Source organism: Acinetobacter sp. NIPH 2699 (assembly GCF_022549355.1).
Lineage (GTDB): Bacteria > Pseudomonadota > Gammaproteobacteria > Pseudomonadales > Moraxellaceae > Acinetobacter.
The window spans coordinates 1-24,935 of record NZ_JAKZGL010000011.1; the positions used below are offsets into that span (position 1 = coordinate 1).

Annotated in this window: 24 protein-coding genes and 2 tRNA genes; 19 read left to right on the forward strand and 7 right to left on the reverse strand. The window is 40.7% G+C overall.

All coding sequences use genetic code 11. The features are described 5' to 3' along the window. Positions 1-199: 199 nt before the first annotated feature. Positions 200-284: transfer RNA gene (locus MMP72_RS11105), tRNA-Leu, on the forward strand. 68 nt (positions 285-352) lie between these two features. After that, positions 353-426: transfer RNA gene (locus MMP72_RS11110), tRNA-Trp, on the forward strand. A 147-nt stretch (positions 427-573) separates the two neighbouring features. Here MMP72_RS11110 and MMP72_RS11115 read toward each other — a convergent pair. After that, positions 574-1,386: an IclR family transcriptional regulator gene (locus MMP72_RS11115; RefSeq protein WP_241317265.1), complete on the reverse strand. Its 813-nt coding sequence runs from the start codon at positions 1,384-1,386 to the stop codon at positions 574-576. A gap of 265 nt (positions 1,387-1,651) precedes the next feature. On the opposite strand from MMP72_RS11115, the gene MMP72_RS11120 reads away from it, so the two are divergent. From MMP72_RS11120 to MMP72_RS11200, 17 genes are all read left to right on the forward strand, one after another. After that, positions 1,652-1,957 (forward strand): non-heme iron oxygenase ferredoxin subunit, encoded by a 306-nt coding sequence (locus tag MMP72_RS11120; protein WP_004671931.1) that lies wholly within the window; start codon positions 1,652-1,654, stop codon positions 1,955-1,957. A gap of 25 nt (positions 1,958-1,982) precedes the next feature. Further along, positions 1,983-2,282, forward strand: a complete 300-nt coding sequence (locus MMP72_RS11125) for a recombinase-like helix-turn-helix domain-containing protein (protein WP_241317267.1) — start codon at positions 1,983-1,985, stop codon at positions 2,280-2,282. Between the two features lie 17 nt (positions 2,283-2,299). Next, positions 2,300-3,367, forward strand: coding sequence for an aromatic ring-hydroxylating dioxygenase subunit alpha (locus MMP72_RS11130; protein ID WP_241317269.1), 1,068 nt, complete (start codon positions 2,300-2,302; stop codon positions 3,365-3,367). Further along, the gene (locus MMP72_RS11135) at positions 3,360-4,124 is read left to right on the forward strand and encodes an SDR family oxidoreductase (RefSeq protein WP_241317271.1); all 765 of its coding nucleotides are present in this window, start codon (positions 3,360-3,362) and stop codon (positions 4,122-4,124) included. The genes MMP72_RS11130 and MMP72_RS11135 overlap by 8 nt, the downstream gene beginning before the upstream one ends. Before the next feature lie 11 nt (positions 4,125-4,135). Further along, positions 4,136-5,068 carry a VOC family protein gene (locus MMP72_RS11140; protein ID WP_241317273.1) on the forward strand — a complete coding sequence of 311 codons (933 nt, stop codon included), beginning with the start codon at positions 4,136-4,138 and terminating at the stop codon, positions 5,066-5,068. 27 nt (positions 5,069-5,095) lie between these two features. Next, the gene (locus tag MMP72_RS11145) at positions 5,096-6,307 is read left to right on the forward strand and encodes an FAD-dependent oxidoreductase (protein ID WP_241317275.1); all 1,212 of its coding nucleotides are present in this window, start codon (positions 5,096-5,098) and stop codon (positions 6,305-6,307) included. Between the two features lie 40 nt (positions 6,308-6,347). Continuing rightward, complete coding sequence (locus MMP72_RS11150) at positions 6,348-7,571, forward strand: MFS transporter (RefSeq protein WP_241317277.1); 1,224 nt, start codon at positions 6,348-6,350, stop codon at positions 7,569-7,571. Positions 7,572-7,605: 34 nt separating this feature from the next. Further along, complete coding sequence (locus tag MMP72_RS11155) at positions 7,606-8,127, forward strand: cupin domain-containing protein (RefSeq protein ID WP_005213116.1); 522 nt, start codon at positions 7,606-7,608, stop codon at positions 8,125-8,127. 26 nt (positions 8,128-8,153) lie between these two features. Further along, positions 8,154-8,969: an alpha/beta hydrolase gene (locus tag MMP72_RS11160; RefSeq protein WP_241317279.1), complete on the forward strand. Its 816-nt coding sequence runs from the start codon at positions 8,154-8,156 to the stop codon at positions 8,967-8,969. Between the two features lie 22 nt (positions 8,970-8,991). Next, complete coding sequence (locus MMP72_RS11165; protein ID WP_241317281.1) at positions 8,992-9,786, forward strand: SDR family oxidoreductase; 795 nt, start codon at positions 8,992-8,994, stop codon at positions 9,784-9,786. A gap of 9 nt (positions 9,787-9,795) precedes the next feature. Further along, positions 9,796-10,587, forward strand: a complete 792-nt coding sequence (locus MMP72_RS11170; protein ID WP_241317284.1) for an aspartate dehydrogenase — start codon at positions 9,796-9,798, stop codon at positions 10,585-10,587. Positions 10,588-10,599: 12 nt separating this feature from the next. Beyond that, positions 10,600-12,066, forward strand: coding sequence for an aldehyde dehydrogenase (locus MMP72_RS11175; protein WP_241317286.1), 1,467 nt, complete (start codon positions 10,600-10,602; stop codon positions 12,064-12,066). A gap of 38 nt (positions 12,067-12,104) precedes the next feature. Next, positions 12,105-13,745, forward strand: a complete 1,641-nt coding sequence (locus MMP72_RS11180; protein WP_241317288.1) for a thiamine pyrophosphate-binding protein — start codon at positions 12,105-12,107, stop codon at positions 13,743-13,745. 151 nt (positions 13,746-13,896) lie between these two features. Then, positions 13,897-15,090, forward strand: a complete 1,194-nt coding sequence (locus tag MMP72_RS11185) for a hypothetical protein (RefSeq protein WP_241317290.1) — start codon at positions 13,897-13,899, stop codon at positions 15,088-15,090. 354 nt (positions 15,091-15,444) lie between these two features. Then, entirely contained in the window at positions 15,445-15,978 is a 534-nt protein-coding gene (locus MMP72_RS11190; RefSeq protein WP_241317292.1) for a sigma-70 family RNA polymerase sigma factor, read from the forward strand. A 9-nt stretch (positions 15,979-15,987) separates the two neighbouring features. Then, positions 15,988-16,989 carry a FecR domain-containing protein gene (locus tag MMP72_RS11195; RefSeq protein ID WP_241317294.1) on the forward strand — a complete coding sequence of 334 codons (1,002 nt, stop codon included), beginning with the start codon at positions 15,988-15,990 and terminating at the stop codon, positions 16,987-16,989. Positions 16,990-17,316: 327 nt separating this feature from the next. Beyond that, positions 17,317-20,235, forward strand: coding sequence for a TonB-dependent receptor (locus MMP72_RS11200; RefSeq protein ID WP_241317296.1), 2,919 nt, complete (start codon positions 17,317-17,319; stop codon positions 20,233-20,235). A gap of 148 nt (positions 20,236-20,383) precedes the next feature. Here the strand turns inward: MMP72_RS11200 and purB are convergent, their stop codons facing one another. From purB to MMP72_RS11230, 6 genes are all read right to left on the reverse strand, one after another. Next, positions 20,384-21,772, reverse strand: a complete 1,389-nt coding sequence (gene purB / locus MMP72_RS11205) for an adenylosuccinate lyase (RefSeq protein ID WP_241317298.1) — start codon at positions 21,770-21,772, stop codon at positions 20,384-20,386. 91 nt (positions 21,773-21,863) lie between these two features. Continuing rightward, positions 21,864-22,595 (reverse strand): high frequency lysogenization protein HflD, encoded by a 732-nt coding sequence (gene hflD / locus MMP72_RS11210; RefSeq protein WP_241317300.1) that lies wholly within the window; start codon positions 22,593-22,595, stop codon positions 21,864-21,866. A gap of 18 nt (positions 22,596-22,613) precedes the next feature. After that, positions 22,614-23,747: a tRNA 2-thiouridine(34) synthase MnmA gene (gene mnmA / locus MMP72_RS11215; protein WP_241317302.1), complete on the reverse strand. Its 1,134-nt coding sequence runs from the start codon at positions 23,745-23,747 to the stop codon at positions 22,614-22,616. A gap of 4 nt (positions 23,748-23,751) precedes the next feature. Next, positions 23,752-24,240 (reverse strand): NUDIX hydrolase, encoded by a 489-nt coding sequence (locus MMP72_RS11220; RefSeq protein WP_241317304.1) that lies wholly within the window; start codon positions 24,238-24,240, stop codon positions 23,752-23,754. Between the two features lie 67 nt (positions 24,241-24,307). Then, complete coding sequence (locus MMP72_RS11225; protein ID WP_241317306.1) at positions 24,308-24,724, reverse strand: type II toxin-antitoxin system VapC family toxin; 417 nt, start codon at positions 24,722-24,724, stop codon at positions 24,308-24,310. Then, entirely contained in the window at positions 24,721-24,930 is a 210-nt protein-coding gene (locus MMP72_RS11230; protein ID WP_241317308.1) for a hypothetical protein, read from the reverse strand. The genes MMP72_RS11225 and MMP72_RS11230 overlap by 4 nt, the downstream gene beginning before the upstream one ends. Positions 24,931-24,935: the final 5 nt, after the last annotated feature.

The window sequence follows — 24,935 nt, forward strand, 5'->3', positions numbered from 1 at the left end:
TCACACCGAATCAGATGTATGAGAAAGAGAAAACCGAGCTAATGGTTTAACTCGGTTTTAAATGAAATACTGTCAATCTATTTCAGGACGTGACAGGTTTTGATCTGTATATTAAAAAAGCATTAGCTTTCAGATGCATGGTTTTTTTATAAAAAGGGCTTGTCAGCAGAAAGGTTTATCACTAATATACACATCCATCGGGGGCGTGGCGAAATTGGTAGACGCACTGGATTTAGGTTCCAGCGCCGCAAGGTGTAAGAGTTCGAGTCTCTTCGCCCCCACCAAATTTAAAAGGCAAGAGTATCTTGCTTTTTTTATGGTTAAGTCTGAGAGGGTTTAATCAAGCTGTTATAGAGGATTGGTGTAATGGTAGCATGACGGTCTCCAAAACCGTTCGTCAAGGTTCGAGTCCTTGATCCTCTGCCAAATATTTTAAAAAGCCCTTGTTTTTACAAGGGCTTTTTTTATGATCTAAAGTTTTTGTAGTACAGATTTCAACTATGCAGCTTTGTTCAATAACGAGGCTGCAAATTGTTAGATCGCTGGATTTAAAACAGTGAATATGACTCTTTTTCAATAAATAAATTTTGAAATTTTCTCCGCACTTTGAAGAACGGCCTCTGCAATTTCATTTTTAAAATAATCTTCCGCATAGGTGCCTAATGGGCAACTGACCGATAGTACTGCCGTTACTTTACCCGTGGATTGTTTAAAAATAGGGACAGCGCACGCAGCCATGTCGTGATTGTAATGACCCCAGCTCACCATAGATCGTTGTGTTTTCACATAGCTTAAACGTTGTAATAATTCTTTAAGGCTTTTCGGAGTCAGCTCTGAAAAAGTTTCCCATTTATTAAAGCTTTTATAACGATCACGGATTTCAGTTTCTGTTAAATCTGCCAATAACATTTGCCCAATCACTGTTGCGTGGGCAGGCCAACGTGTACCTAAACCAATATTACTGCTAAATGTTCCATTCGATTGAATGTTATTAATAAAAACAATATGGGTGCCTTCAAGGATTGATAAATGAACTGCAAGCTGGGTTTGATCGCGAAGTTCTTTCATCAATGGTGTCGCTAAATCCAATAAGGATTGTCTAGATAAACTATTAAAACCGAGTTCCATCACTTTTGAATCTAAGGCATAGGTCTTTTGTGATGCTTTTCTGAGAAAACCACATGATTCTAAGGTGTAAATCAAGCGAAATGCACTTGAACGATTTACATCTAAAATCTCTGCAATTTCGGTGATGGTCATTTCTTGGGTTTGTTGATTAAAGGCTTGCAAAATTGCCAAACCACGAACTAAGCCAGGGACTAAATAACGATCATCATTTTTTATTAAATCAGATTCTTGAGAGTCTGTTTCAATGCTTGAATTCATCAGTTTAATTTTCCTATCAAAAACGCAAATCACTAAATTTAATTTTCTTAAGATTCTATTGTAACTGCAAAATAGACAATGAAGATAGTTTTATATATGAAACTTTATTTTTTAAGTAAAACGTAAAAGAATATGTAACAAATATCAAGTATATGAATTTTAACAAAATATATAGTTTGACATGGAAAACAGCATAGTAGTATTCTTTATTAAAGTTTGTTATATCAAATTATGTTTTATATATAAAACAAATGAGGATGCAAGGATGAGTTGGATCTCAGTTTGTCAGCAAGACGACATCACCGAAGATGAGCCGAAAGCCATAGAAGTCGACGGTAAGAAAATTGGGGTATTTTTCATTGATGAAAATTACTTTGCTATTGAAAATGTATGCCCACATGCCTACGCCTTATTAACAGAAGGCTTTATTGAAGATCAAACCGTTGAATGTCCATTACATGAAGCGATTTTTGATATTCAAACAGGTGAATTGAAAAGTGGACCAGGATGCCGAAATTTGTGTACCTATCCCGTGCGTGTTGAAGGGCAGGATGTTCAAATTCAACTATAAGTCTTATTTATAAGGAAGGAATCTCATGAAAACATTTAATGAGAAGCTAGCGAACTGGATTCATGCCACGCCAGCAACTGAAGCAGGGATTAACAATATTCAAATAGCGGGACAGCCAGAACTTTTAGTTTGGCAGACGCGTTATAAGGAACCAACAGTATACGAACAGGATTTTGTTCAGCATTTAATTAAAGCATTTTCTACAGGCGTAACCGAGCTTACGGATCTGGTTCAGTCTTTAAACCAACAAGGTTTTCGTTGTGAGTCTGGCGAACTTTGGACTTCTGAAACATTTTCAGAAGAAATGCAACGTTTAGGATATTGATTCAAGGAAGAATAGTGATGAACGCAGCAGTATCAGTTACTCCGAGTGTAGAAGAATATTTAGATTTAGGTTTACGTGATCAGTGGCATCCAGTCCTTGCGAGTTGGGAAGTTGCAGCAAATCCTGTTGGGATTACCCGTTTAGGCGAAAACATTGTGGTATGGCGTGATGAACAAGGTCAGGTACATGCTTTAGAAGATCGTTGCCCACATCGCGGTGCGCGTCTTTCTTTAGGTTGGAACTTAGGTAATCGTGTCGCGTGTTGGTATCACGGTGTAGAAGTTCGCCATGATGGTATGGTTGAAGATGTACCTGCGGTACATGATTGCCCAATGAAAGGCACAACCTGTGTAAAAAGCTATCCAGTGATTGAGCAACATGGTGCGATTTTCATGTGGTTTGGGATTGATGCCAATGAAGCACCAAAAGCGCTCGATTTTCCTGAACAACTTGCAAGCGAGGAATGGAGTTCATTTCTTTGCCAAGCAGATTGGAAAGTGAATCATCAATATGCCATTGATAACGTCATGGACCCAATGCATGGTAGCTATTTGCATTGTACTTCGCACTCGATGGCAGAAGGTGACCGTACCGCAGAAATGAAACATCGTTCAACTCAACACGGTTTTGTTTTTGAAAAAGAAGGTCAAATTGGTGTGAATTTCGACTGGGTTGAATATGCCAATACTGGCGCGAGCTGGTTACGTCTTTCAATTCCATACCGTAAGGATTTTGGACCGGGTGGAGAGTTCTGGATCGTTGGTTATGCAACCCCAATTGATGCAAAAAATACCCGAGTGTTCTTTTGGCGTTGCCGTAAAGTCAGTGGCTGGCAGCGTAACGTTTGGCGTTTCCTCTATCGCAATCATTTAGAAAAATTGCATTGGGATGTATTGGAGCAAGACCGCATTATTTTAGAAAATCTTGCGCCACATGCACGTCAACAAGAATTTCTCTATCAACATGATGTTGGTCTCTCTCGTTTACGCCGTTTAATGAAAAAAGAAGCGGAAAAGCAGTTAAAGAGAATTGCAGCTTTAAATACATCAAACCGTATTGAAATGCAGGAAGAAGCGCATGGTTAATGTCGCATTGTTGCAGGGCAAAAAAGTCCTTGTCACAGGTGCGGCAAGAGGCTTGGGACGAGATTTTGCACAAGCCATTGCTGAAGCTGGTGCGCACGTGGTCATGGCCGATATCTTGACGGATTTGGTACAACAAGAAGCAGCAACTTTGCAGGCACAAGGTTTAAAGGTTACAGCAGTCACCATTGACCTCGCCAATGCAGACTCCATAGAACAGGCGGTTCAACAGGCCGTTGCAAGCTTAGGTGGTCTTGACGGTTTAGTAAATTGTGCGGCGCTCGCAACCAATGTTGGCGGTAAAAGCATGATGGACTATGACGCTGATCTGTGGGATCGCGTGATGAACATTAATGTCAAAGGCACTTGGTTGGTGACGAAGGCATGTGTGCCTTATCTCAAGCAATCTGATGCAGGCAAGATCATTAATGTGGCATCGGATACTGCGCTATGGGGCGCTCCCAACCTTATGGCCTATGTGGCAAGTAAAGGTGCTTTGTTGGCGATGACACGTTCCATGGCGAGAGAGTTAGGGCCGTTCAATATTTGTATCAATACGCTTTCACCAGGATTGACTCTAGTCGAAGCAACCGAATATGTACCGCAAGAACGCCATGATTTATATGTCAATGGTCGTGCGATTCAACGGCAGCAGTTACCTCAGGATTTAAACGGAACAGCCTTGTATTTACTGTCGGAATTGTCCTCATTTGTGACGGGTCAAAATATTCCCGTAAATGGTGGTTTTGTCTTTAATTAAGGAGTGATCACATGATTACAGGGATTGAGATTTTAAAGTTTGGCGTTGAGGACAGAGCTGCTTCAAATAAGTTTTTAGCAGACTTCGGATTAACGCACACTCATTCAGACATTGAAGGTGCTGATCTCTATCAAACCCAAAACGGCAGCAAAATTTATTTATTTGATTGTGATGATGCGCGTTTACCTCCAGCAATTGAATCAGGTTCGACGTTACGCGAAGTCATATGGGGTTTAGATGATATAGCAATTGATTTACCTGATTTAGCTGTTCGATTGCAAGATGTAGATGGTTTTGAGGCAACAGAAGAAAGTGTGCAATGTATTGATCCTAATGGGATGACCATTCGCTTTCAGAAAAGTTTTACCCACGAAATCCCTGCGTTAAGAACCGAAGGGATCAATCAGTACGGAACAGTCAATCGTATCAATGCTGCCAGTCCTGTTTATGAGAAAGGCCAGCCTGTTGCGATTGGCCATGTGGTGTTCTTTACCCCAGATTTGGAAAAAACCGAACAGTTCTATATTGAAAAACTGGGGTTCTACTTATCAGATGCTTATCGTAATCGTGGTGCATTTTTGCGCTGCCGAGGCAAGGGTTATCATCATGATTTGTTCTTACTTTCAGTACCCAATAAACCCGCAGGTCTAAACCATGTTGCCTTTGTGGTCCGTGATATTCATGAAGTGATTGGAGGTGGGTTGAATATGAACCGTTCTGATTGGTCAACTTTTATTGGTCCAGGACGTCATCCGATTTCTTCAGCGTATTTCTGGTATGTCAACTCGCCATTAGGTGGTGCATTTGAATATTACACCAATGATGATTATCTGACTGAAGAATGGCAGCCGCGAGTTGAAGAGCATCGTTTAGAACTCTTCACTGAATGGGCGATTGAAGGCGGTTTGGATGATCATACCCGTCGTCAAGTTAAACCTGCATAAGCTTAAATCAGGCAGGGAGATCAAGCTATGGAAAGAATCGTAATTGTTGGTGCAGGGCAAGCCGCGGGTTGGGCGGTGAGTACCTTACGTCAAAATGGATTTGTGGGCGAGATTCATGTGGTATCCAATGAAGATCGGGTTTTTTATGAACGTCCACCACTTTCAAAACAAGTCCTTTCGAAAGAAGCCAGTTATGACAGCTTGCATCTGTTTTCTCCAGAACAGATTCAAGATTTCAATATTCAATGGCATAAACCTGCCGTAGCGACCCAAGTTGATCGCCAGCAGAAGCAAGTGGTCTTGGAAAGCGGTCAAATTTTACCTTATGACAAATTGTTGATTGCAACGGGGAGCCGTGCGCGTATTCCAGTGAATACATGGCAGTTCATTCCCAATGTGGTGACCTTACGTAATGTACAAGATTGTGAACGCTTAGCCGAAATCTTACAGCATGCGCAAAAAATAGCTGTGGTTGGTGGTGGCTGGATCGGTTTAGAGATTGCTGCGACAGCGCGTAAACAAGGCAAAGAGGTTCATATTTTTGAACATGGCGATCGCCTTTGTGCACGGAGTGTCAGCCCTGATGTCTCTGCGTTTTTGAAAGTGATGCATGAGCAACAAGGCACACAGATTCATTTAAACAGTAAAAATTTGCATTTGATTGAGGCAGGTCAACAGAAAGTAGAAGTGGTCAATCACCCAAATGTGAGTGAGCTATTTGATTGTGTCGTCGTTGGTGCAGGAGCTGATATTGCCAAAGAGCTGGGTGTAAATGCTGGCTTGGACGTGAAAGATGGCATTGTGGTGAACTGTTTTGGGCAAACTTCTGACCAAGATATCTATGCCGCAGGAGATGTCGCGATCCATCCAGGGCTTGGTTATTGCATTCAATCTTGGGCCAATGCACAGAATCAGGCAATTGCTGCTGCGAAGTCAATGTTAGGTATGGATACCGAATATGTGGATATTCCTTGGTTATGGTCAGACCAATATCACTTCAATATTCAGATCTTAGGAACTTACCAACCTGATATGACTAAACAGATCGTAGTGCGCCAAAGTACAGATGATCAATGCAGTTATCTCTATCTGGATGATCAAAACCGCTTGATCAATATGATCGCAATCAATGATTCGAAACTGGTCAAACTGGCAAAACGTTGGATGCAATCCAATACCGAGTTAGACCCAAAATTATTAGCAGATCCTGAATTTAATGTCATGAAATTAAAACCATAAACATTAAATCCGGTTCATGACTCAATCGAAGGAATGAAGTATGAGTAATGAAGAGAAAAGTGGATGGAAGCATTGGGTTCCTGCTTTTGTTCTGATGGTGTGTGTTGTTCTCGCATTTTTCGACAAAATCAGTATTGCGGTTTTGTTTGCTGATCCAACCTTCCAAGGTGCGATGGGCATTGCTGAGAATAAAGCCAAACTTGGATGGTTAATGACCAGCTTTTTATTGGCCTATGGTTTTTCATCTGTTTTTCTAAGTTTCTTAGGCGATATTTTTGATCCTAAGAAAATGCTGTTTTGGAGTGTGGCCTCATGGGGCATCCTCATGTTCTGCATGGGTTTTACTACAAACTACGCAGGTATGCTGTTTTTGCGGATTTTGCTCGGTTTAGCTGAGGGACCATTATTTGCATTGGCCTATACCATTGTTAAACAGACCTACACCGATCGCCAGCAAGCGCGTGCATCGACAATGTTTTTGCTTGGAACACCGATAGGTGCATTCTTAGGGTTTCCAATTACAGCCGCAGTTTTGGCGAAACATGATTGGCATACCACGTTTTTTGTGATGGCCGCTTTAACGGTTGTTGCGTTACTTGCGATTGTATTGGGCTTGAGAAATTTACAGCTCAAGAAAACCATTGAACTGCAATCCACCAGTAAACGTGTCAATTTTAAAGGTCATCTTCAGAACACTAAAGTTTTATTACAGAACCGTTCATTTTGGTTGGTCTGTATCTTCAATATCGCCTTGATGACGTATTTGTGGGGATTAAACAGTTGGGTGCCTTCTTATTTAATCCAAGACAAAGGCTTCAATCTTAAAGAGTTTGGGATGTATTCAAGCTTACCATTCATCGCGATGTTGATTGGTGAAATCGTCGGAGCATTCCTTTCTGACAAGACTGGACGCCGTGCCATCCAAGTGTTTAGTGGCTTATTGGTCGCAGGGATATTCATGTACGTGATGGTGCTGATGACTGATCCAATCCTGGTGATTGCAGCCATGTCTTTCAGTGCGATGGCTTGGGGTTTTGGCGTGGCATCCGTATTCGCGTTACTTGCTCGTGTCACTACGGCTGATGTCGGTGCAACTGCGGGTGGAATCTTCAATGGTATGGGTAATTTTGCCAGTGCAATTGCGCCAGTTCTGATCGGTTACATCGTAATGCAAACGCATAGTTTTAATTTAGGAATCACCTTCTTGGCAGCAGTTGCCGTTATCGGGTCGTTCTTCTTACTTCCTTTATTGAAACGTTATTAATCAAACTATTCATCAAAAACCTAGGAGTTAAAACATGACTACTCAACAATTCGAATCATGGACACAACCTGAAGGTACAAATTTACAAGATTGGTTGAATACACGTATCGCACGCTTTGAAACACGTAAATATGATTTCGATGCTTTGAAGTTCCAAGCGGACTATGACCCGAAATATCGTCGTGCACAAATGCGTTATATGGGTACAGGCGCAACGGGTGTGGTCAATGATGGCAACACGGTTCCAGCAGAAAACTTCACTTTTTCAACCATGGTACTGCCTGCACAGTGTGAAGGGCCATTGCATATTCATCACGATGTTGAAGAAGTGTTTTTTATGTTGCGTGGTGAGATTGATCTGTTTATTGAGCATAACGGTGAAAAATTCGAGACCAAACTGAAAGAGCGTGATCTGATCTCAATTCCACCAGGGATTTACCGTGGTCTGTTTAATCCTGGTCAAGAAGATGCCTTGATGTGTGTGATGTTAGGTGCGGGTAAACCAACCATTCCGAACTATCCACCTGAGCATCCATTGTCTCAAATCAAGCGTTAATCAGATTGAAATACTAAAGGGATGAAATGATGACTTTGATTGATACATTAGCCAAATATCCTGTCAAAACCGTAGACGTGAATGGTTTTGTGCAAGCTTATCGTGAAGCTGGTCAAGGTCAGCCACTGATTTTATTGCATGGCATTAGCTCGGGTTCCGCTTCATGGGTCAATCAGCTCGATGTACTCAGTCATCATTTTCATGTCATTGCTTGGGATGCACCGGGTTATGGTCTATCAGAGGGTTTAACGACTGATCAGCCAAATGCAACAGATTATGCACAACGCGTATTAGATCTGATGGATGCTTTAGCGATCTCAAAAGCAACTCTCATTGGTCATTCATTGGGTGCATTACAGGCCAGTGCGTTTGCTCATCTTTATCCTGAACGGGTGCAGACTTTAGTGATTGCCAACGCAGCACAAGGCTACCAACGTTCAGATGAAGAAGTCAAAGTACAGGTTTATCAAAAACGCCCGAATATGCTGAAAAGCTTGGGCAATGCAGGCATGGCAGCAAGCCGTGGACCGCATCTCATTTATAAACAAGATCCTCAGGCACTTGCTTTAGTCAGTGAGGTCATGAGTCATCTTACTTTAGACGGTTTTACCAGAGCATCGTATTTATTGGCTTACGATGAAATCAGAAATTATTTAACAGAACTTACAGTTCCTTGTGTGGTGATTGCGGGTGACAAGGATGAAATTACGCCTGCGCAAGCGATTAAGGAACTTGCTATAGAAATGCAATTGAGCCGATGTCATCTCATTACGGATGCAGGTCATCTGAGTTATGTCGATCAAGCTGAACAGTTTAACGACATTGTTTTATCGGCAAATTAAGATTTAAACGAGAGATATGGATATGAGCTTCCAAGTTGAAGGAAAGGTAGCAGTGGTAACAGGTGGCTCGTCAGGCATTGGTTTGGCTGCGGTCGAAATTTTAGTTGCGGAAGGTGCAAAAGTGGCATGGTGTGGTCGAGATGAAGCGCGTTTAGCGGCATCAAAACTTTATATTTTAGAAAAATATCCGCATGCCCATGTTTTCACCAATATCTGCAATGTTTTAGACAAAGAAGATGTAAAACGTTTTGCACAACAAGTGAATCAAAATTTGGGCAATGTCGATATGTTGATCAACAACGCGGGTCAAGGTCGAGTTTCAAATTTTGAAAATACCCAAGATGAAGATTGGATGAAAGAAATTGAACTTAAGTATTTCAGTGTGTTGCATCCCATCCGTGCATTTTTAAATGATTTAAAACAATCGGCTTGTGGCTCGATTAGTAATGTCAATTCATTACTGGCACTACAACCTGAACCACACATGATCGCAACTTCATCTGCACGTGCAGCATTGTTAAATCTCACCCATTCACTTGCACATGAATTTACCCAATACGGTATCCGTGTCAATTCGATTTTATTGGGGATGGTGGAGTCAGCACAGTGGAAGCGTCGTTTTGAAACACGTTCAGACCCGAATTTATCGTGGGAACAATGGACAGGAAATATTGCGAGAAATCGTGGTATTCCGATGCAGCGTTTAGGTAAGCCTGAAGAACCTGCACGTGCTTTGGTGTTTTTGGCATCGCCATTGGCATCCTATACCACAGGTTCAACATTAGATGTCTCTGGTGGATTTAATAAACATTTATAAGGTGTTCACATGAAACAGTTGATGATGATTGGTTTTGGTGCAATGGCGGCAGAAGTCTATGCCCACATGCCACATGACCTACAACTTAAATGGATTGTGGTCCCTGTACGTAGTGTGGAAAAAGTACAGGCGCAAGTTTCACCAGATGTTCAGGTCATTTCATCAATTGATGAATGTCAGGGAACACCTGACTATGTGATTGAAGTTGCAGGGCAGGCGGCAGTCAAAGAACATGCGCAAAAAGTGTTAGCGAAAGGGTGGACTATAGGTCTGATCTCAGTGGGTACTTTGGCGGATAACGAATTTTTAATTCAACTAAAAAATACTGCTGAGCAGTATGGTGCTCATCTTCATTTGTTAGCGGGTGCGATTGCTGGGATTGATGGCATTTCAGCTGCGAAAGAAGGTGGTTTGGTCAAGGTCACGTATAAAGGGTGTAAAAGCCCAAACAGTTGGCGTGGTAGCTATGCTGAACAATTACTTGATCTCGATCAGGTCAGTGAAGCAACGGTTTTCTTTCGTGGTACAGCCAGAGAAGCGGCATTGAAGTTTCCAGCCAATGCCAATGTTGCAGCGACGATTGCGCTGGCAGGTTTAGGCATGGATGAAACCATGGTCGAGCTGATGGTTGATCCAAAAATTAGCAAAAACAAGCACACCATTGTGGCAGAAGGCTTGTTTGGTGAAATGACCATTGAACTTGTTGGTGTGCCATTGGCAAGTAATCCCAAAACCTCAACTTTGGCGGCGCTGAGTGTGATTCGTGCGTGTCGCAATAGTGTTCAAGCGATTCAGATTTAAAAGGATTTGATCATGGTAAAGGAAATTTATATCGCTGGTGAATGGCGATTAGGTAAAGGCAATACGATTCAAAGTCTGTTTCCAGCAGATCAATCAGTCAATGCTGAAATCTCAACAGCGAGTCTGGATGATGTCAATGAAGCGATTGAAAAAGCAGATTTGGCATGGCGGAAAGCAGAGTGGCGTAATAGCATGCCGCATGAGCGTGCCCGTATTTTATATAAAGTGGCGGATATTATTGAAGCGCGTGTAGATGAGCTGTCAAAGCTGCAAACCCGTGATAATGGTAAACCATTGGCTGAAACACGTGCCTTGACCATGAGTGCCGCAGCAACAGCACGTTATGTGGCAGCAGCTTGTGAAACTTTAAATGATGAGTTGACCACACAACGTGCGGCAGATTTCATGACCATGAGTGTGCATGAACCAGTAGGTGTCGTGGCTGCGATTACACCGTGGAATTCTCCGATTGCCAGTGAAGTACAAAAGTTGGCGCCAGCGCTTGCAGGAGGCAATGCGGTCATTCTTAAACCTGCAGAAGCAACTTCGTTGATTGCTCTAGAACTGGCTAAAATCTTTGAAGAAGCTGGTTTACCCAAAGGTCTACTTAGTGTCTTGGTCGGCCGTGGTTCGGTGATTGGTGATGCCATTGTCAAGCATCCATTGGTCCGTAAGATTTCATTTACAGGTGGCACCAGTACAGGTCGTCATCTGGCACATTTGGCCGCAGATAAACTGATTACAACCTCATTAGAACTCGGTGGAAAATCACCAACCATCGTATTCCCAGATGCGGATATTGAACTGGCTGCAAAAGGTGTGGCTTACGGCATCTTTAGTTCGGCAGGGCAAGCATGTATTGCGGGTTCACGTCTGTTTGTTCACAGCAGTATTTATGAGGAATTCTTAAATCGCTTGGTTGAGATCACCAAAGGCTTACGTGTTGGACATCCTGAAACCGCAGGCGTACATCTCGGTTCATTGATCAATCCAAAGCACTTGGCTTCCGTAGATGCTTATGTGCAACTGGCGAAACAAGAAGGTGGTCAAGTTCTAGTGGGCGGTGAAGCATTAACGGAAGGTGATTTTGCCAAAGGCAGTTATTACTTACCGACGATTATCACAGGTCTAAATAATTCAGCACAAACCTGTCAGGAAGAAATTTTTGGCCCAGTGCTGGTGGTGATGAAATATGACGATGAGGCGGATTTGATTCAGCAAGCCAATGATAGTTGTTTCGGCCTTGCAGCAGGCATTTGGACTGAAAACTATCGTAAAGCGTGGCAAATCGCACGTGCTTTAGAGGTCGGAACTGTTTGGATTAACACCTATAAAAAATTCTCGATTTCCGCGCCGTTTGGTGGCTTTAAAGAAAGCGGTATCGGGCGTGAAAAAGGTCGTTTAGGCATTTTGTCTTACATGCAACAAAAAAGCATCTATATGGGATTAAGCGAGCAGCCAAATCCTTGGGCGAATTAATAAATTCATGGAATGAACAGTTTTTGAGGAATATACAAATGACAGAACGTGTAAATGTCGGCGAAGCCATCGCCCGTGTTTTAGAAGCACATCAAGTAGACAGTATTTACGGAGTAATCTCGATTCATAACTTACCGATTGCCGATGCAGTGGGTCGTCGTGAAAAAATCCGTTTTGTGGCTGCGCGTGGTGAAGCAGGCGCAGTCACTATGGCAGATGGGCATTCGCGCTTTAAAGGTTTAGGTGTGGCCTTAACCAGTACTGGTGCGGGTGCAGGTAATGCGGTCGGTTCATTGATTGAAGCCATGAATGCAGGTAGCCCAGTACTGCATTTAACAGGTCAAGTTGAACGTGAATATCTGGATCGTGATGCGAGTTTTATTCATGAAACCAAAGATCAGCTCACCTTCTTACGCGCTTCGAGCAAAGCCGCGTTCCGTATTACCAGCCCTGACAATGCTGTAGGGGTGATTCGTGAAGCGATTCGTGTGGCAACAACGGTACCGATGGGACCTGTCAGTGTTGAACTCCCGATTGATGTACAAGCAGCAGAAATTGATTTACCGCTGAACTTAGGTCCAGTAAAAGCACTTGAACTACCACAAGCTGAGCAGGTGGAAGTTGATCTTATTGTCGAAGAGTTGAAGAAAGCCAAACGTCCAGTGTTCTGGATCGGTGGTGGAACTTTAAATAGTGTTGACGAAGTGAAAGCCATCGCTGATTTGGGTATTCCAGTGGTGTCATCAACACATGCGCGTGGAGTGTTAGCAGATGATCATCCACGTAGCTTAGGCGCTTTTCACAACTCGGCAGGCGTTGAACAACTGCTCAAAGATGCTGATCTATTGGTGGTGGTGGGGTCACGTTTACGTAGCAATGAAACCAAAACCTACTCAGTACAGTTCCCTGACAATATTATCCAGATTGATGCCAATCCAGTAGCACAGCAACGTAATTACAAGATTCGTAATTTTATTTGTGGTGATGCCAAAGATGTGTTGCAACGTGTATTGGCAGGCTTGCAAAGTACCTCAAAAATTGATGCAGATTATGATGCAGCGGTGGTTGCGGCAAAACAGGCTGCGATTGATGCATTGCGTACTCAGCTCGATCAATATGCCCTGATCTGTGATCACTTACGTGCTGCACTTCCTCAAGATGGTATTTTCGTGCGTGACATCACCATGTCAGGCAGTACTTGGGGCAGTCGCTTATTTCCAGTACAAGCACCAAACCAAAATATTCACTCTTTAGCAGGTGCAATTGGTTTGGGTTTAGCGACTGCAATCGGTGCATCCATTGCCAATCCAGATAAAAAAGTCATTGGCTTGGTTGGTGATGGTGGTTTGATGTTAGGCATTGGTGAAATCGCAACCATGGCACAAGAGAATACCAATATGGTGCTCATGGTGATGAATGATGGTGGTTATGGCGTAATGCGTGGCATCCAGAAAAACTACTTTGGTGGTCGTCAATATTTCAATGAATTGCATACGCCAGATTACAAAATCTTAGGTGAAGCGATGGGCGTGAAAAGCTGGAAAGTCGGTAGTGCAGACGAGTTTAAAACCGTCATCCAAGAGGCTGTGGCTTTTCAAGGACCAAGCGTGATTGAGCTGGATATGAACTCAATCGGGCCACTCAACTTCGCGGGTCCACCGCAGAAAAAATTGTATTAATCCCATTTGGACATTTGGTAACGATATAGCCAAATGTCCAACCATGATGTAGGTAAAAATTTTTGCCTAAAAAACAATAAAAACTATGTTTTATAGGTAAAACAAAAACCAAGCCAACAGGATCGTTGGAACAAAAGCGAAGGAATATGATATGAAAAAGACATCGATTGTCGCGATGCTTGCTGCATTGTATTTGGGTACGACATCTCATGCATTTGCACAAGGCTCAGCCTTAGAATGGAAAAGTGAAGATGGAACCGATTCGGTAAAATTAGGGGGGGGGGTACGACTGAACCAACGCTATGAAAATTGGGAAGGGCCAAATGGTGGTTTTGGAAAACTCTATTTCGATATTTTTAGAGTGGATCTAAAAGGCAAATTTGACGATGCTTATTTTAATGCCAGCTATCTGTTTCAAGATCAAGGTAAACGCTCGATAGAAAAAGCTTATGTTGGTTATAATCTCAATGAAAATAACAGCATAGAAGCAGGTTTTGTCTATAAACCATTTGCGATTTATCCTTATCCGCAAAATGGTTGGACCTATCATATCCCGTTCTTCTTGGGTTATGGCAATAACATTGCACCCGGCTTGAACTGGAATTTTCAGAATAAAGAATGGGATGTGAAGTTGGGCTATTATCCTGAAATGCTAGCAACCAATTTACGCTATTCACCTGAAAGCGCCACTTATGATGACCTCGCTGATAATGCTTTCCCGACTCAGCAAGCTTATCAAAATGAGAAGCGGCATCAGTTGAATACACGGATAGTACGGAAGTTAGAAACTGAGTTCGGCAAACAAGAATTTGGTGTATCAGGCGCGATTGCCCAGCTACATAATAAAACCACCGATAAAAATGGTCAGTATTATGCAGTCGGTTTGCACACCGATAATAACTACAAACGCTTTAATTTACAAAGCTCAGTGATTCATTATCAATACGATGCCAAAAATCCTGATGGAGTCAACAATGATATGACCTTGATGGGAAATAATGGATTTACGCCAGCTTATTTCATTGCCTCTGAAGCAACAGTTGCCAGTTTAAATCTCGCTTATACTTTACCTGTGCAGGATATGGGTAAACTCAAAGCCATTCGTTTCTACAATGATTATAGTTATATGGACAAGAAACGAGATGACTGGTCTGATTCACAAATGAATACCACAGGGATGATGTTTATTGCTTCCCCATTCATGGTTTGGGCGGACTATAGCTGGGGTAAAAATGCCAATATTATTGGTGGTGCATCCAATGCGACAGGCTTTACTTCAACGGTTTCTCCGTATAGTGATCAATGGCTATATCGGATCAATTTAAATATTGGATTTAGTTTTTAAACAGCTCTATATATAGGTGTTGTGAGGAGTAAACCACGTTTTGTGGTTTACTCCTTTTTTATTTCGTTTTGAAGAGATTCAATCAGGCAATGTGTTTTTCTATATTCTGAAGGGGAAATATGTTCGCAATGTTTAAATGCTCGACTGCTGCAGTCATCATGATCATTTTATTGAGCTGTGCACTTTTCTTAAGCACGATTATAAAAAGTATGGATTGGTTATACTTCATCTGAATATTTTGACTCTTTCTTAGCATATTTTAAATTTAATAAGTAATAGTGGTGGAGCTTTAAATGATTATCAATTACATTATCTATGGTTAAATTTTATTTTGTCTAAATTTTAGGCTTTCTCATGAATGTTTCATCTCCTCTACCTGCTCCCAGAGAGACTCATCAAAGTTTCAAAAAAATTTATGAAGATAATTATCAATGGCTTAAAAGCTGGCTCTATCGTAACTGCACGTCATCAGTTGCATTAGAAGACCTCGCTCAAGATACTTTTTTAAAGTTATTTATTTCCAATAAAGCACATCTTATTCGTGAACCGAAAGCATATTTGACAACTGTTGCTCGTGGTCTTGCAATAGATCAAACTCGACATGAAATCATTGAACGTAAATACTTAGAGTATCTACAAGAAAGTTTAGATGGCGAGGTGCAATATTCGCCAGAACAAATTATGTCCTGTGTACAATTATTAAATTCTATTTCCGTAGCAATAAGTGGATTACCTGAACGTCAACGTGTCAGCCTGTTGCTTTATTATTTAGAAGGGATAAACCAAGCTGATATTGCTAAACGATTCAATGTATCGATCAGAACAATTCAACATGATCTTGTAAAAGCAATGGTGCATTGTCATGTATGGATTCAGCAGCATCTCTAAGAAGCTTTTATGAACCAAGCATCTAATCAACCATCCGCCTACGATTTAGACCTTATGGAGCAGGTTGCTACATGGTTGTTATTGCTAGAAAGTGAGACGTGTACTGAACAAGATCGGTTAGATTTTATTGCATGGCAAAAACAAGATGTTCGACATGTAGAAATGCTGCAACAGATGCAGGGAACTTTTGAGCAATTCCAATCTCTAAGACAACATCATTCCACACCTATACCGCACCAAATTATCGAACAGACCATTCAAACAGTACCTATTGATCGTTCTTTGAAAAAATATGGTTTTTATAGTTTTGCGTTTATTACAATGCTTATGGCATTGCTTTGGTTTTTATTGCCCACAGAAAAATGGTTAGCTGATTCGCATAATTCTTATAATGTCTGGTCTCATCAGATGCTTCCTGATCATTCTAAAATTAGTATAAGCGGTAAAACGAATTTTAATATTGATTTTGATGAACATCACCGAGTTATTAAATTAATGGATGGAAATATTCTGGTTGATGTTGCTCCAGATGCTAAACGTATTTTTTATATCAAAACAAAGTACGCAAATATTAAAGCACTCGGTACCCGATTTATTGTTCATCATTCTGATCGAGCGACACTATTGACTATGTTGCATTCAACAACAGAAGTAGAAGCAATATCTATGAATGGTCAGAGACAAGTAGAGCATATTCATGCTGGGCAGCAGATTTTGATTGATGATTCTGGTCTACATCAAATAAGATCAATATCCGCTGACTTATTTGAAGATTCATGGAATAAAAAGAAGTTGGTTGTTGATCTTATGCCATTGGATCAAGTCCTTAATATTCTTCAAAGTTATGAGCATAAAAATTTGAAATACAATCCAAAACAGTTAGACCAGATTCTGGTATCGGCGATCTTGCCACTTGATGAGGCAGGGCTTGACCTATTGCAGTTGAGTTTACCAATTGAGGTCAAAGAAAATCTATTCGGTCAAAAAGTGATAGAACCTGAACAAAAATAATATTTTTATTTCGCTTTTTGCCGATTCATTCGGCTTTTAGAGTGAATGAAAAATATATGAAATTATATTCTTCTTCGATTATCAGTAAATTATCGTCTTTTGTAGAAGTCGCTTTAGCAGATGAGGAATCAATCATATCGTTTGTTTTCGGAGGAAAACTGTATTTTTAGGACATTTTTCTACGCGCTGAGCGCCGATTAAAAAAATATTTAAAATAATAATGATTATCATTTCGTAATTTTATTTCTCATACGTCTTATATACATCAAAAAGCTTTCAACAGTTATATCTAGTTGAAAAGGTCAGCCTTTTACTTGGAGATTTATTGTGGTTCAACCCATAACAGCACCCAAATACAGTTTTAAACCGATGGTCATGTGTATGCACATTGTATTTGGTTCGGCGCTTATGCTTCCTTCAGCTTTGACTTTTGCAGAAACGCTACCAGTGAATAGCTACAACATTTCTGCTGGTTCTCTTAATCAAGCGCTCAACCAGTTTGCGATACAGTCAAATATTGCTATTTCAATGGATGCTACATTGCTGTCACATCTTCAAAGTCAAGGATTGAAAGGACAATATAACCTTCAACAAGGATTTGAAACTTTACTTTCAGGTACAGAGTATCGTGCGGGAAAAACAACACACGGCTATGTCATATTGAAGCAAGACGTAAAACAAAATACCAAATTAAAAAATACTTCAAGTTCGACTGCATCCGTTGTCCAACCCATAAATAATGCTGAAATAGGTCATCGTTTACCTATTTTCAAGTTAGCTAAGATTGAAATACAGGCGCAGGAACAACAAGGACTGAATCATATTTCAAGGAAAGAGCTAGACCGTTTTGCACCGATATCAACTGCGGATATGTTAAAAGGTCAAGCGAGTGTACAACTAGGTGACTCCCGTAATGGGGGAGCACTTGATGTCAATATTCGTGGTGTTCAAGGACAAAACCGTATCGCTGTTAGCGTGGATGGCGCACAGCAGTCGCTAGATGTATATCGCGGTTATGCTGGTATGCAAAACCGTAGTTATGTTGATCCTTTATTAATCGGAGGCGTCAATATTGAAAAAGGTCCATCAACCCAAGCTGGTGGTGCGATTGGTGGCACTGTTGCGATGACAACGCTTTCCGCTAATGACATTTTACAAGAGGGGAAAAAGGCTGGGTTTAGGTTGACTGGTACACTTACGGATAATGGTAAAAGACCTGTTGATCAGTCTCGACATAATGATAGTTCGATTTCTTTGAGTGTAGAACCATCAAAAAATCAGGGTGATTTATTTTCATCTTCTGCCCGATCTGGAAGTATAGCGGCTGCTTGGACAAGTGATAAAGTTGATTTAATTACAGCTTATGCTCAAAGGGTGCAAGGTAACTATTACTCAGGTAAGCATGGTCGTGACCGTTATCGTGTTTATAACAAATATGGCGATGAACAAGACAGTGTGGCGAAAATGTATGGTGAAGAGGAAGAAGTACTGAACTCATCCTCTGATACTCGCTCTTTGTTATTAAAATCTATATTACGTCCATGGAAAGATCATAATATCACTTTAAGTTACATGAATGTACGTAGTGAGTTTGGCGATGTTATGCCTTCTGATATTTATCGTTATGGTATTGCAAATATCTACCAGTACCCTGTGAGCTCAAATCATATAAATACTTTTAGCTCAAGCTATACGTATAAACCTGAAGAAAATGATGCCATTGATCTTCAAGCTCGGTTCTGGATGACCGATGCCAAGACGAATCAGTTAAGTGCTTCTTTTTTTGCGCCAGAGAGCCAAATTTTTCGTTCCGATCGTGCGTGGTCTCCACAGGAAAATAAGCGTTATGGCTTAGAGCTAAGTAATAATAGTCAGTTTGATACCAGTTGGGGGAATTGGGTCTTTAGTACCAAAGGTTCGGTTCAATATGAGCGGCTTAAACCACAATCAGATGTGGAAATTAGTCTTGCCGATCAACAACAAAATAAAGTGATGCGTGATGCAGAACGAACTGGTTATGGTTTATCAATGAAACTCGACTATTATCCAACGGATCAGTTACATCTGTGGGCTGGTCTAAATTATGATCGAAGTCATACGACTGACTTCAATAAGAAATATAGTCCAATTTATGAAAATCGCTTATTAAAATTTGTAAAGGTAGATGACCCAAATTCCAATGAAAATTTATATATGTATTGGTTTGCAGATGAAAATGGTCAATTTGTGGATAAAACAGATCCTCGTAAAAATAATGCTATCGTTTTTACCAATACCAATAATCCATTAGATGGTAAGCATTTTAATGAATATGGTAAAAATGTTGAAACTACCGTTGAAGAAGAACAAACTTCTAGAGTGGTCACAGGTTTTAGCCATGCAAAATCATCTAATCAAAAAAGTAGTGATGGTCTGGCCCCAAGTTTGGGTATTGAATATAAACTTGTTAAGAATACCAATCTGTATGCAACTTACACCACTAAGCATCGTACTCCTTCATTATTAGAAACCAGTCTGGGAACTCATCAGGTCATGCCCGATGGTGATGGGTTAAAACCAGAATATTCTAAAAATTGGGAAGTGGGCGTTACTGTAGATCATCAAAATGGTTTGATCACCAAACTGAATTACTTCAATAATGATATTGATCAATTTATTACCCGTTATTATGATCCGAGAAGTTGGGGAATGATGTCTTTTAGTAATATTGATCGCTTTAGGACACGAGGCATTGAGTTCCAGACCAAGTATGATCAAGGTGGTTTTTTTGCTGATCTCTCTGCTACATCCTATCTTAAAGTGGAATCTTGTGACGCCAAATTTGCCAAGCATTTAAGAGATATTGCAGATGAGTATACACAAACTAGAGATACGCCAAATTGTACCGATGGGAGTTTCATGGGATCTTATTTGAATACCCAAAATCCTCCAAAGTTTTCAACGAATCTTACCTTAGGTACGCGGTTATTGAACCAGAGCTTATCTTTGGGTAGTCGTTATAGCTATACTTCTGGACCAATGAGCACGTTAAATAAACCTTGGCAGACTGGTGCAACAACATCACAAATGAAATATGAGTCAGTTCATTTAATTGATTTATTTGCAGATTATGAAATGAGTAAAAATGTGGTGGTTAATTTTTCAATGCAGAACTTAACGAATCGTTATTATTTAGATCCATTGGCCTTGAGCTATATGCCTGCACCAGGTCGTAGTATGAGCCTAGGTCTAAAAATAAAAATGTGATGCTAGCGTTTGCTCAGATAGCAATTGATCAACCTGATAAAACTTATACTTTATAGCGTTTCGAAATACCCAAATGGTTGGGTATTTCGATTGTTACCAGAAACGACAAGAAGCAAATATCGAGGCTTTGCTTCTTGTTTTTTTGAACTTAGATTTTGCTGATCAAATCATTAATCTGTTTTGCTTGTTCAGCGGCATTACCTGTATAAGTTGCAGGTGTTAATTCAGCTAAACGCGCACGTTCATCTTCTGGTACTTGTAATAGTTCATCACCATTTACGAAGTTCACCATCATGTCACGTGTCATTGCTTGACCACGTGTAAGTGCTTTTAATTTTTCGTATGGTTTTTCAACATTATAACGACGCATAACCGTTTGAATTGGTTCAGCAAGAACTTCTTGTGCTTGATCTAAATCCTCATTAATACGATTTGCATTCAGTTCAAGTTTGCCAACACCTTTTAAACACGCATCGAAAGCAATCAAGCTTTGAGCAAAACCAACGCCCATATTACGCAATACAGTTGAGTCAGTTAAGTCACGCTGCCAACGAGAAACAGGTAGTTTTTCGCCTAAATGACCGAGTACTGCATTGGCAATACCTAGGTTACCTTCAGAGTTTTCAAAATCAATCGGGTTAACTTTGTGTGGCATGGTTGAAGAACCCACTTCGCCATCTTTTAGTTTTTGTTTGAAATAACCCAGTGAGATATAACCCCAAACATCACGGTTAAAGTCGATCAAGATGGTGTTATAACGACGTAATGCATCAAACAATTCAGCCATATAGTCATGTGGCTCGATTTGTGTGGTGTATGGGTTAAATGCCAAACCTAAAGATTCAACGAATGCTTGTGCATGCGCTGCCCAGTCAATTTCTGGGTATGCAGAAAGATGCGCATTGTAGTTACCTACAGCACCATTGATCTTGCCCAATAATTCAACATTTTCAAATTGTTTGATTTGACGCGCTAAACGATATGCAACGTTTGCCATCTCTTTACCCAAAGTGGTTGGGCTTGCTGTTTGACCATGCGTACGAGACAACATTGGTTGTTCAGCATGAGTGGTTGCCAAAGCTGAAATCGCATTGAGCAGTTGTTTCATACTTGAAACTAATACTTCACGACCATTTTTAAGCATCAGCGCATGAGACAAGTTATTGATGTCTTCTGATGTACATGCAAAGTGAATAAATTCACCTGCATTTTTAAGTTCATCAATATTGGCAATTTTTTCTTTCAGGAAATATTCAACTGCTTTTACATCATGATTGGTGGTGCGTTCGATTTCTTTAATGCGATTGGCATCTTGTTCAGAGAAATCTGCAACAATCGCATCTAAAGCAGCATTGGTTTCAGCAGAGAATGCTGGAACTTCGATGATTTCTGCACGATTTGCCAGTGCTTGTAACCAACGCACTTCAACAGTGACACGAGCGTGGATTAAACCAAACTCAGACAAAAAAGGGCGTAGTGCATCGCATTTGCTTGCATAACGACCATCAAGTGGTGAGAGTGCGGTTAAAGCATTCATACAGATTCCTTAAATTTAAGTCTCTCCTTATAGGAGAGATTTAGAGAGGGCACATAAAAGGCATAAAAAATAAATTCGTTGTAGCATCGGGTTAAACCACCTGATACTGCAAACGAGCGAGAGCTTGAATATCATGCAACAACTTACGTTTGCTAAAAATCATACCCCACGAGCTGCCACCCAACTGTCGCCATAAGTGGGCAAGCTGTATGCCCGTAAAGAGGGATGCTCGAATACGATTGGTATGGTTCATATCTTTGAAGGCTTCAGCATTGCCACGAACTAAGATACGTGGATTAATTTGACCTGCAGTTTCAACATAAGTTTGCGCTAAACTGGCAATAACACTTGGGTGTAAGTAGTTATTATCGAAAAAGGACAACTGTTTTAAGATTTTTTGTTGCGCTTTTTCAATGATCTTTACATATTCTGGATTGCTATAGACCTTCTTTTCTAATTGCAATAGTGCCATGGCATAAGACATTGGAAGCTTAGCATTGCCCAGTTTAGGAATTCTTGATTTAGGAGCAGTATTAAAAGGCTGGGTAATACAGCCTTCAAGTGTTTTTAAACCTAAAGAAATATCTGCGAGTTGATTAAAGAAATCGAGTGTTTGCGTTGCATTATTGGTGGCAGGACGAATATTCAAACTGGCTTTGATCAGTAATTCAAAATAAAAATTACCGCTGTCACCAATACTTTGTTGACCTGACATCGCCGTCATATGCGTAAGCTGAGTTGCCTGAAAGACCGCAGCCAATGCTAAAGCACGGTTTTGTCTAACATTCAACGCTTGAGTGGGCTGAAAGGGGAACTCCGCCATGCTTCGCTTCCAATTTCCTTAAATAAAATCTGGTTGAGGTGCATTGGTATGGTGAATCACGCCACCACCTAAGCAGACCTCTCCTGAGTAAAACACCACACTTTGCCCAGGAGTAACGGCTCGTTGTGGCTCATCAAATACAACACGAATTCCATTTTCTGTATGTTCATCGTGATAAATTATACATGCTTGATCTGATTGACGATAACGTGTTTTAGCAGTACATCGGAAACCTGTACTTGGAATTTCCTGTTCACCCGCAACCCAATCGATCGACTCGCTCCAAAGTTGTGTGCTTTGCATGAGTGGATGTTCATGTCCTTGTCCAATCACAAGTCGGTTATTGGCAATATCTTTATGTAATACGAACCATGCACCTTCTTGTGCACCTTTCATACCGCCAATTCCAATCCCACCACGCTGACCCAGCGTATAGTACATTAAGCCGTGATGTTCACCAACTTCTTTACCATTGTCTAAAACAATTTTTCCAGCTTGAGCAGGAAGGTATTGTTTTAAGAAATCGCTAAAACGACGTTCACCAATAAAACAGATGCCTGTTGAGTCTTTTTTCTTTGCAGTTGCCAAATCGAGTTCTTCAGCGATTTTACGAACTTGAGGTTTTTCAATTTCGCCAACAGGGAACAAGGTCTTATTGATTTCACGACCATGAACTGCATGCAGGAAATAAGTCTGATCTTTATTGTTATCTACACCACGTAATAATGGTGCGTAAGTTTCACCACGTGAATTTTGTGTGCTTGTACCACGACGTGCGTAGTGGCCAGTCGCAATAAAATCTGCGCCCAATGTCATGGCATGGTCAAGGAAGGCGCGGAATTTAATTTCTTTATTACATAGAATATCTGGATTTGGTGTACGACCCGCAGCGTATTCAGCCAAGAAATGCTCAAATACACGATCCCAATACTCCATTGCAAAATTTGCAGTATGTAGCTTGATGCCAATTTTATCTGCAACAGCTTGTGCATCAGCTAAGTCTTCCAGCGCTGTGCAATATTCCGTACCGTCATCTTCTTCCCAGTTCTTCATGAAAAGACCTTCAACTTGATATCCTTGTTGAAGTAAAAGTGCGGCAGAAACAGAGGAATCTACACCACCAGACATACCGACGATGACACGTTGTTGCATCTAATTAAGCATCCAAATGAGAAGTGAATGAGGGAGAGAAAGGGTGCTCGTAAATAAGCGATAAAGGATATTTCTTGCCAGCAAGGGCATCTTCAACAGCTTTTAAAACCAATGGACTGCGTGCACGTGCTGATTCTTGTAGTTCATCCACATTCATCCATACTGCAGCAACGATACCTGTATCGAGTTGCGCATTTTCTTCAACTGATGTGACATGTGCCAAGAAGCAAAAACGGTAGTACGTGCGATCTGGGAACATCGGTGGAGTATAGGTATAGATACCGAGCAGATGATCAATTTCAACATGATGACCTGTTTCTTCTAAGGTCTCACGGATCGCTGCTTCAACAATGGTTTCATCACATTCAACATGACCAGCAGGTTGATTAAACACGGTATGCGCAAAGCCATCGCTGTGTTCCTCGACAAACAGAAAACGTCCGTCTTTTTCGACTACAGTAGCGACTGTGACATGAGGTGTCCAAGCGGTCATAGAAAGCGCCATGATTTTAAAAAACGTATTCTACAAAATTTAGGTGTTTTTGGCTATGGTGATGTTTTTATTTGGGTACAATGATTTCAGGTCGAATTTTAAGTTTCGCAGCTTTCCGTGAAAATTTCTTATCATCAAATGAATAGATTTTTTCACATGTGGAATAACTTGTTAAATGTATCGCATCGGCAAAATCCAGACCATTTTCATAATATTTTAAGGCTTGTTTTATATTTACTTCATCTTCAACTTTGATATGGTTTAAGTTCGATAAATGTTCAAACACACTGGAGATTTGTTGACGATTAAATTGGTAAAACCCACGCATTACCCATTCAAACTCTAATAATACTGTTTTTGCAACGTATAGTTTTTCAGTTGATTCAATGATGTCTTTTGCCAGTAAACGCTGCTTTTGAGCTTCATTATCTGATTGATCTTCTATGTAGTAGCGAGCGAGAATATTGGTATCTAAGCCAATCATTTTGATAACAGACTCGCAACATCAAAATCTACAGGAACAGGTGTTTTATTCGATTTGAGCATACCGAAACCAGTAGTTGATTTATTTTCATTTTTTGCTTGTATTGCTTGCTCTAATAATTTTGCTAATTGCTCAGATTCAAGCAAACCTGCTTGTTTTGCTTTTTTAACGAGCTCATCAGGTAAATGGATGGTTAAAGATGTCATAGCGC

Bases quoted from the DNA above. Each gene is read 5' to 3' on its own strand.
- MMP72_RS11115 (WP_241317265.1), bottom strand. From the start codon at position 1,386: ATGAATTCAAGCATTGAAACAGACTCTCAAGAATCTGATTTAATAAAA.
- MMP72_RS11175 (WP_241317286.1), top strand. From the start codon at position 10,600: ATGGTAAAGGAAATTTATATCGCTGGTGAATGGCGATTAGGTAAAGGC.
- MMP72_RS11140 (WP_241317273.1), top strand. From the start codon at position 4,136: ATGATTACAGGGATTGAGATTTTAAAGTTTGGCGTTGAGGACAGAGCT.
- hflD (WP_241317300.1), bottom strand. From the start codon at position 22,595: ATGGCGGAGTTCCCCTTTCAGCCCACTCAAGCGTTGAATGTTAGACAA.
- MMP72_RS11165 (WP_241317281.1), top strand. From the start codon at position 8,992: ATGAGCTTCCAAGTTGAAGGAAAGGTAGCAGTGGTAACAGGTGGCTCG.
- MMP72_RS11130 (WP_241317269.1), top strand. From the start codon at position 2,300: ATGAACGCAGCAGTATCAGTTACTCCGAGTGTAGAAGAATATTTAGAT.
- MMP72_RS11180 (WP_241317288.1), top strand. From the start codon at position 12,105: ATGACAGAACGTGTAAATGTCGGCGAAGCCATCGCCCGTGTTTTAGAA.
- MMP72_RS11125 (WP_241317267.1), top strand. From the start codon at position 1,983: ATGAAAACATTTAATGAGAAGCTAGCGAACTGGATTCATGCCACGCCA.
- MMP72_RS11145 (WP_241317275.1), top strand. From the start codon at position 5,096: ATGGAAAGAATCGTAATTGTTGGTGCAGGGCAAGCCGCGGGTTGGGCG.
- MMP72_RS11185 (WP_241317290.1), top strand. From the start codon at position 13,897: ATGAAAAAGACATCGATTGTCGCGATGCTTGCTGCATTGTATTTGGGT.
- MMP72_RS11135 (WP_241317271.1), top strand. From the start codon at position 3,360: ATGGTTAATGTCGCATTGTTGCAGGGCAAAAAAGTCCTTGTCACAGGT.
- mnmA (WP_241317302.1), bottom strand. From the start codon at position 23,747: ATGCAACAACGTGTCATCGTCGGTATGTCTGGTGGTGTAGATTCCTCT.
- MMP72_RS11220 (WP_241317304.1), bottom strand. From the start codon at position 24,240: ATGACCGCTTGGACACCTCATGTCACAGTCGCTACTGTAGTCGAAAAA.
- MMP72_RS11230 (WP_241317308.1), bottom strand. From the start codon at position 24,930: ATGACATCTTTAACCATCCATTTACCTGATGAGCTCGTTAAAAAAGCA.
- MMP72_RS11225 (WP_241317306.1), bottom strand. From the start codon at position 24,724: ATGATTGGCTTAGATACCAATATTCTCGCTCGCTACTACATAGAAGAT.
- MMP72_RS11150 (WP_241317277.1), top strand. From the start codon at position 6,348: ATGAGTAATGAAGAGAAAAGTGGATGGAAGCATTGGGTTCCTGCTTTT.
- MMP72_RS11155 (WP_005213116.1), top strand. From the start codon at position 7,606: ATGACTACTCAACAATTCGAATCATGGACACAACCTGAAGGTACAAAT.
- MMP72_RS11170 (WP_241317284.1), top strand. From the start codon at position 9,796: ATGAAACAGTTGATGATGATTGGTTTTGGTGCAATGGCGGCAGAAGTC.
- purB (WP_241317298.1), bottom strand. From the start codon at position 21,772: ATGAATGCTTTAACCGCACTCTCACCACTTGATGGTCGTTATGCAAGC.
- MMP72_RS11195 (WP_241317294.1), top strand. From the start codon at position 15,988: ATGAACCAAGCATCTAATCAACCATCCGCCTACGATTTAGACCTTATG.
- MMP72_RS11190 (WP_241317292.1), top strand. From the start codon at position 15,445: ATGAATGTTTCATCTCCTCTACCTGCTCCCAGAGAGACTCATCAAAGT.
- MMP72_RS11160 (WP_241317279.1), top strand. From the start codon at position 8,154: ATGATGACTTTGATTGATACATTAGCCAAATATCCTGTCAAAACCGTA.
- MMP72_RS11120 (WP_004671931.1), top strand. From the start codon at position 1,652: ATGAGTTGGATCTCAGTTTGTCAGCAAGACGACATCACCGAAGATGAG.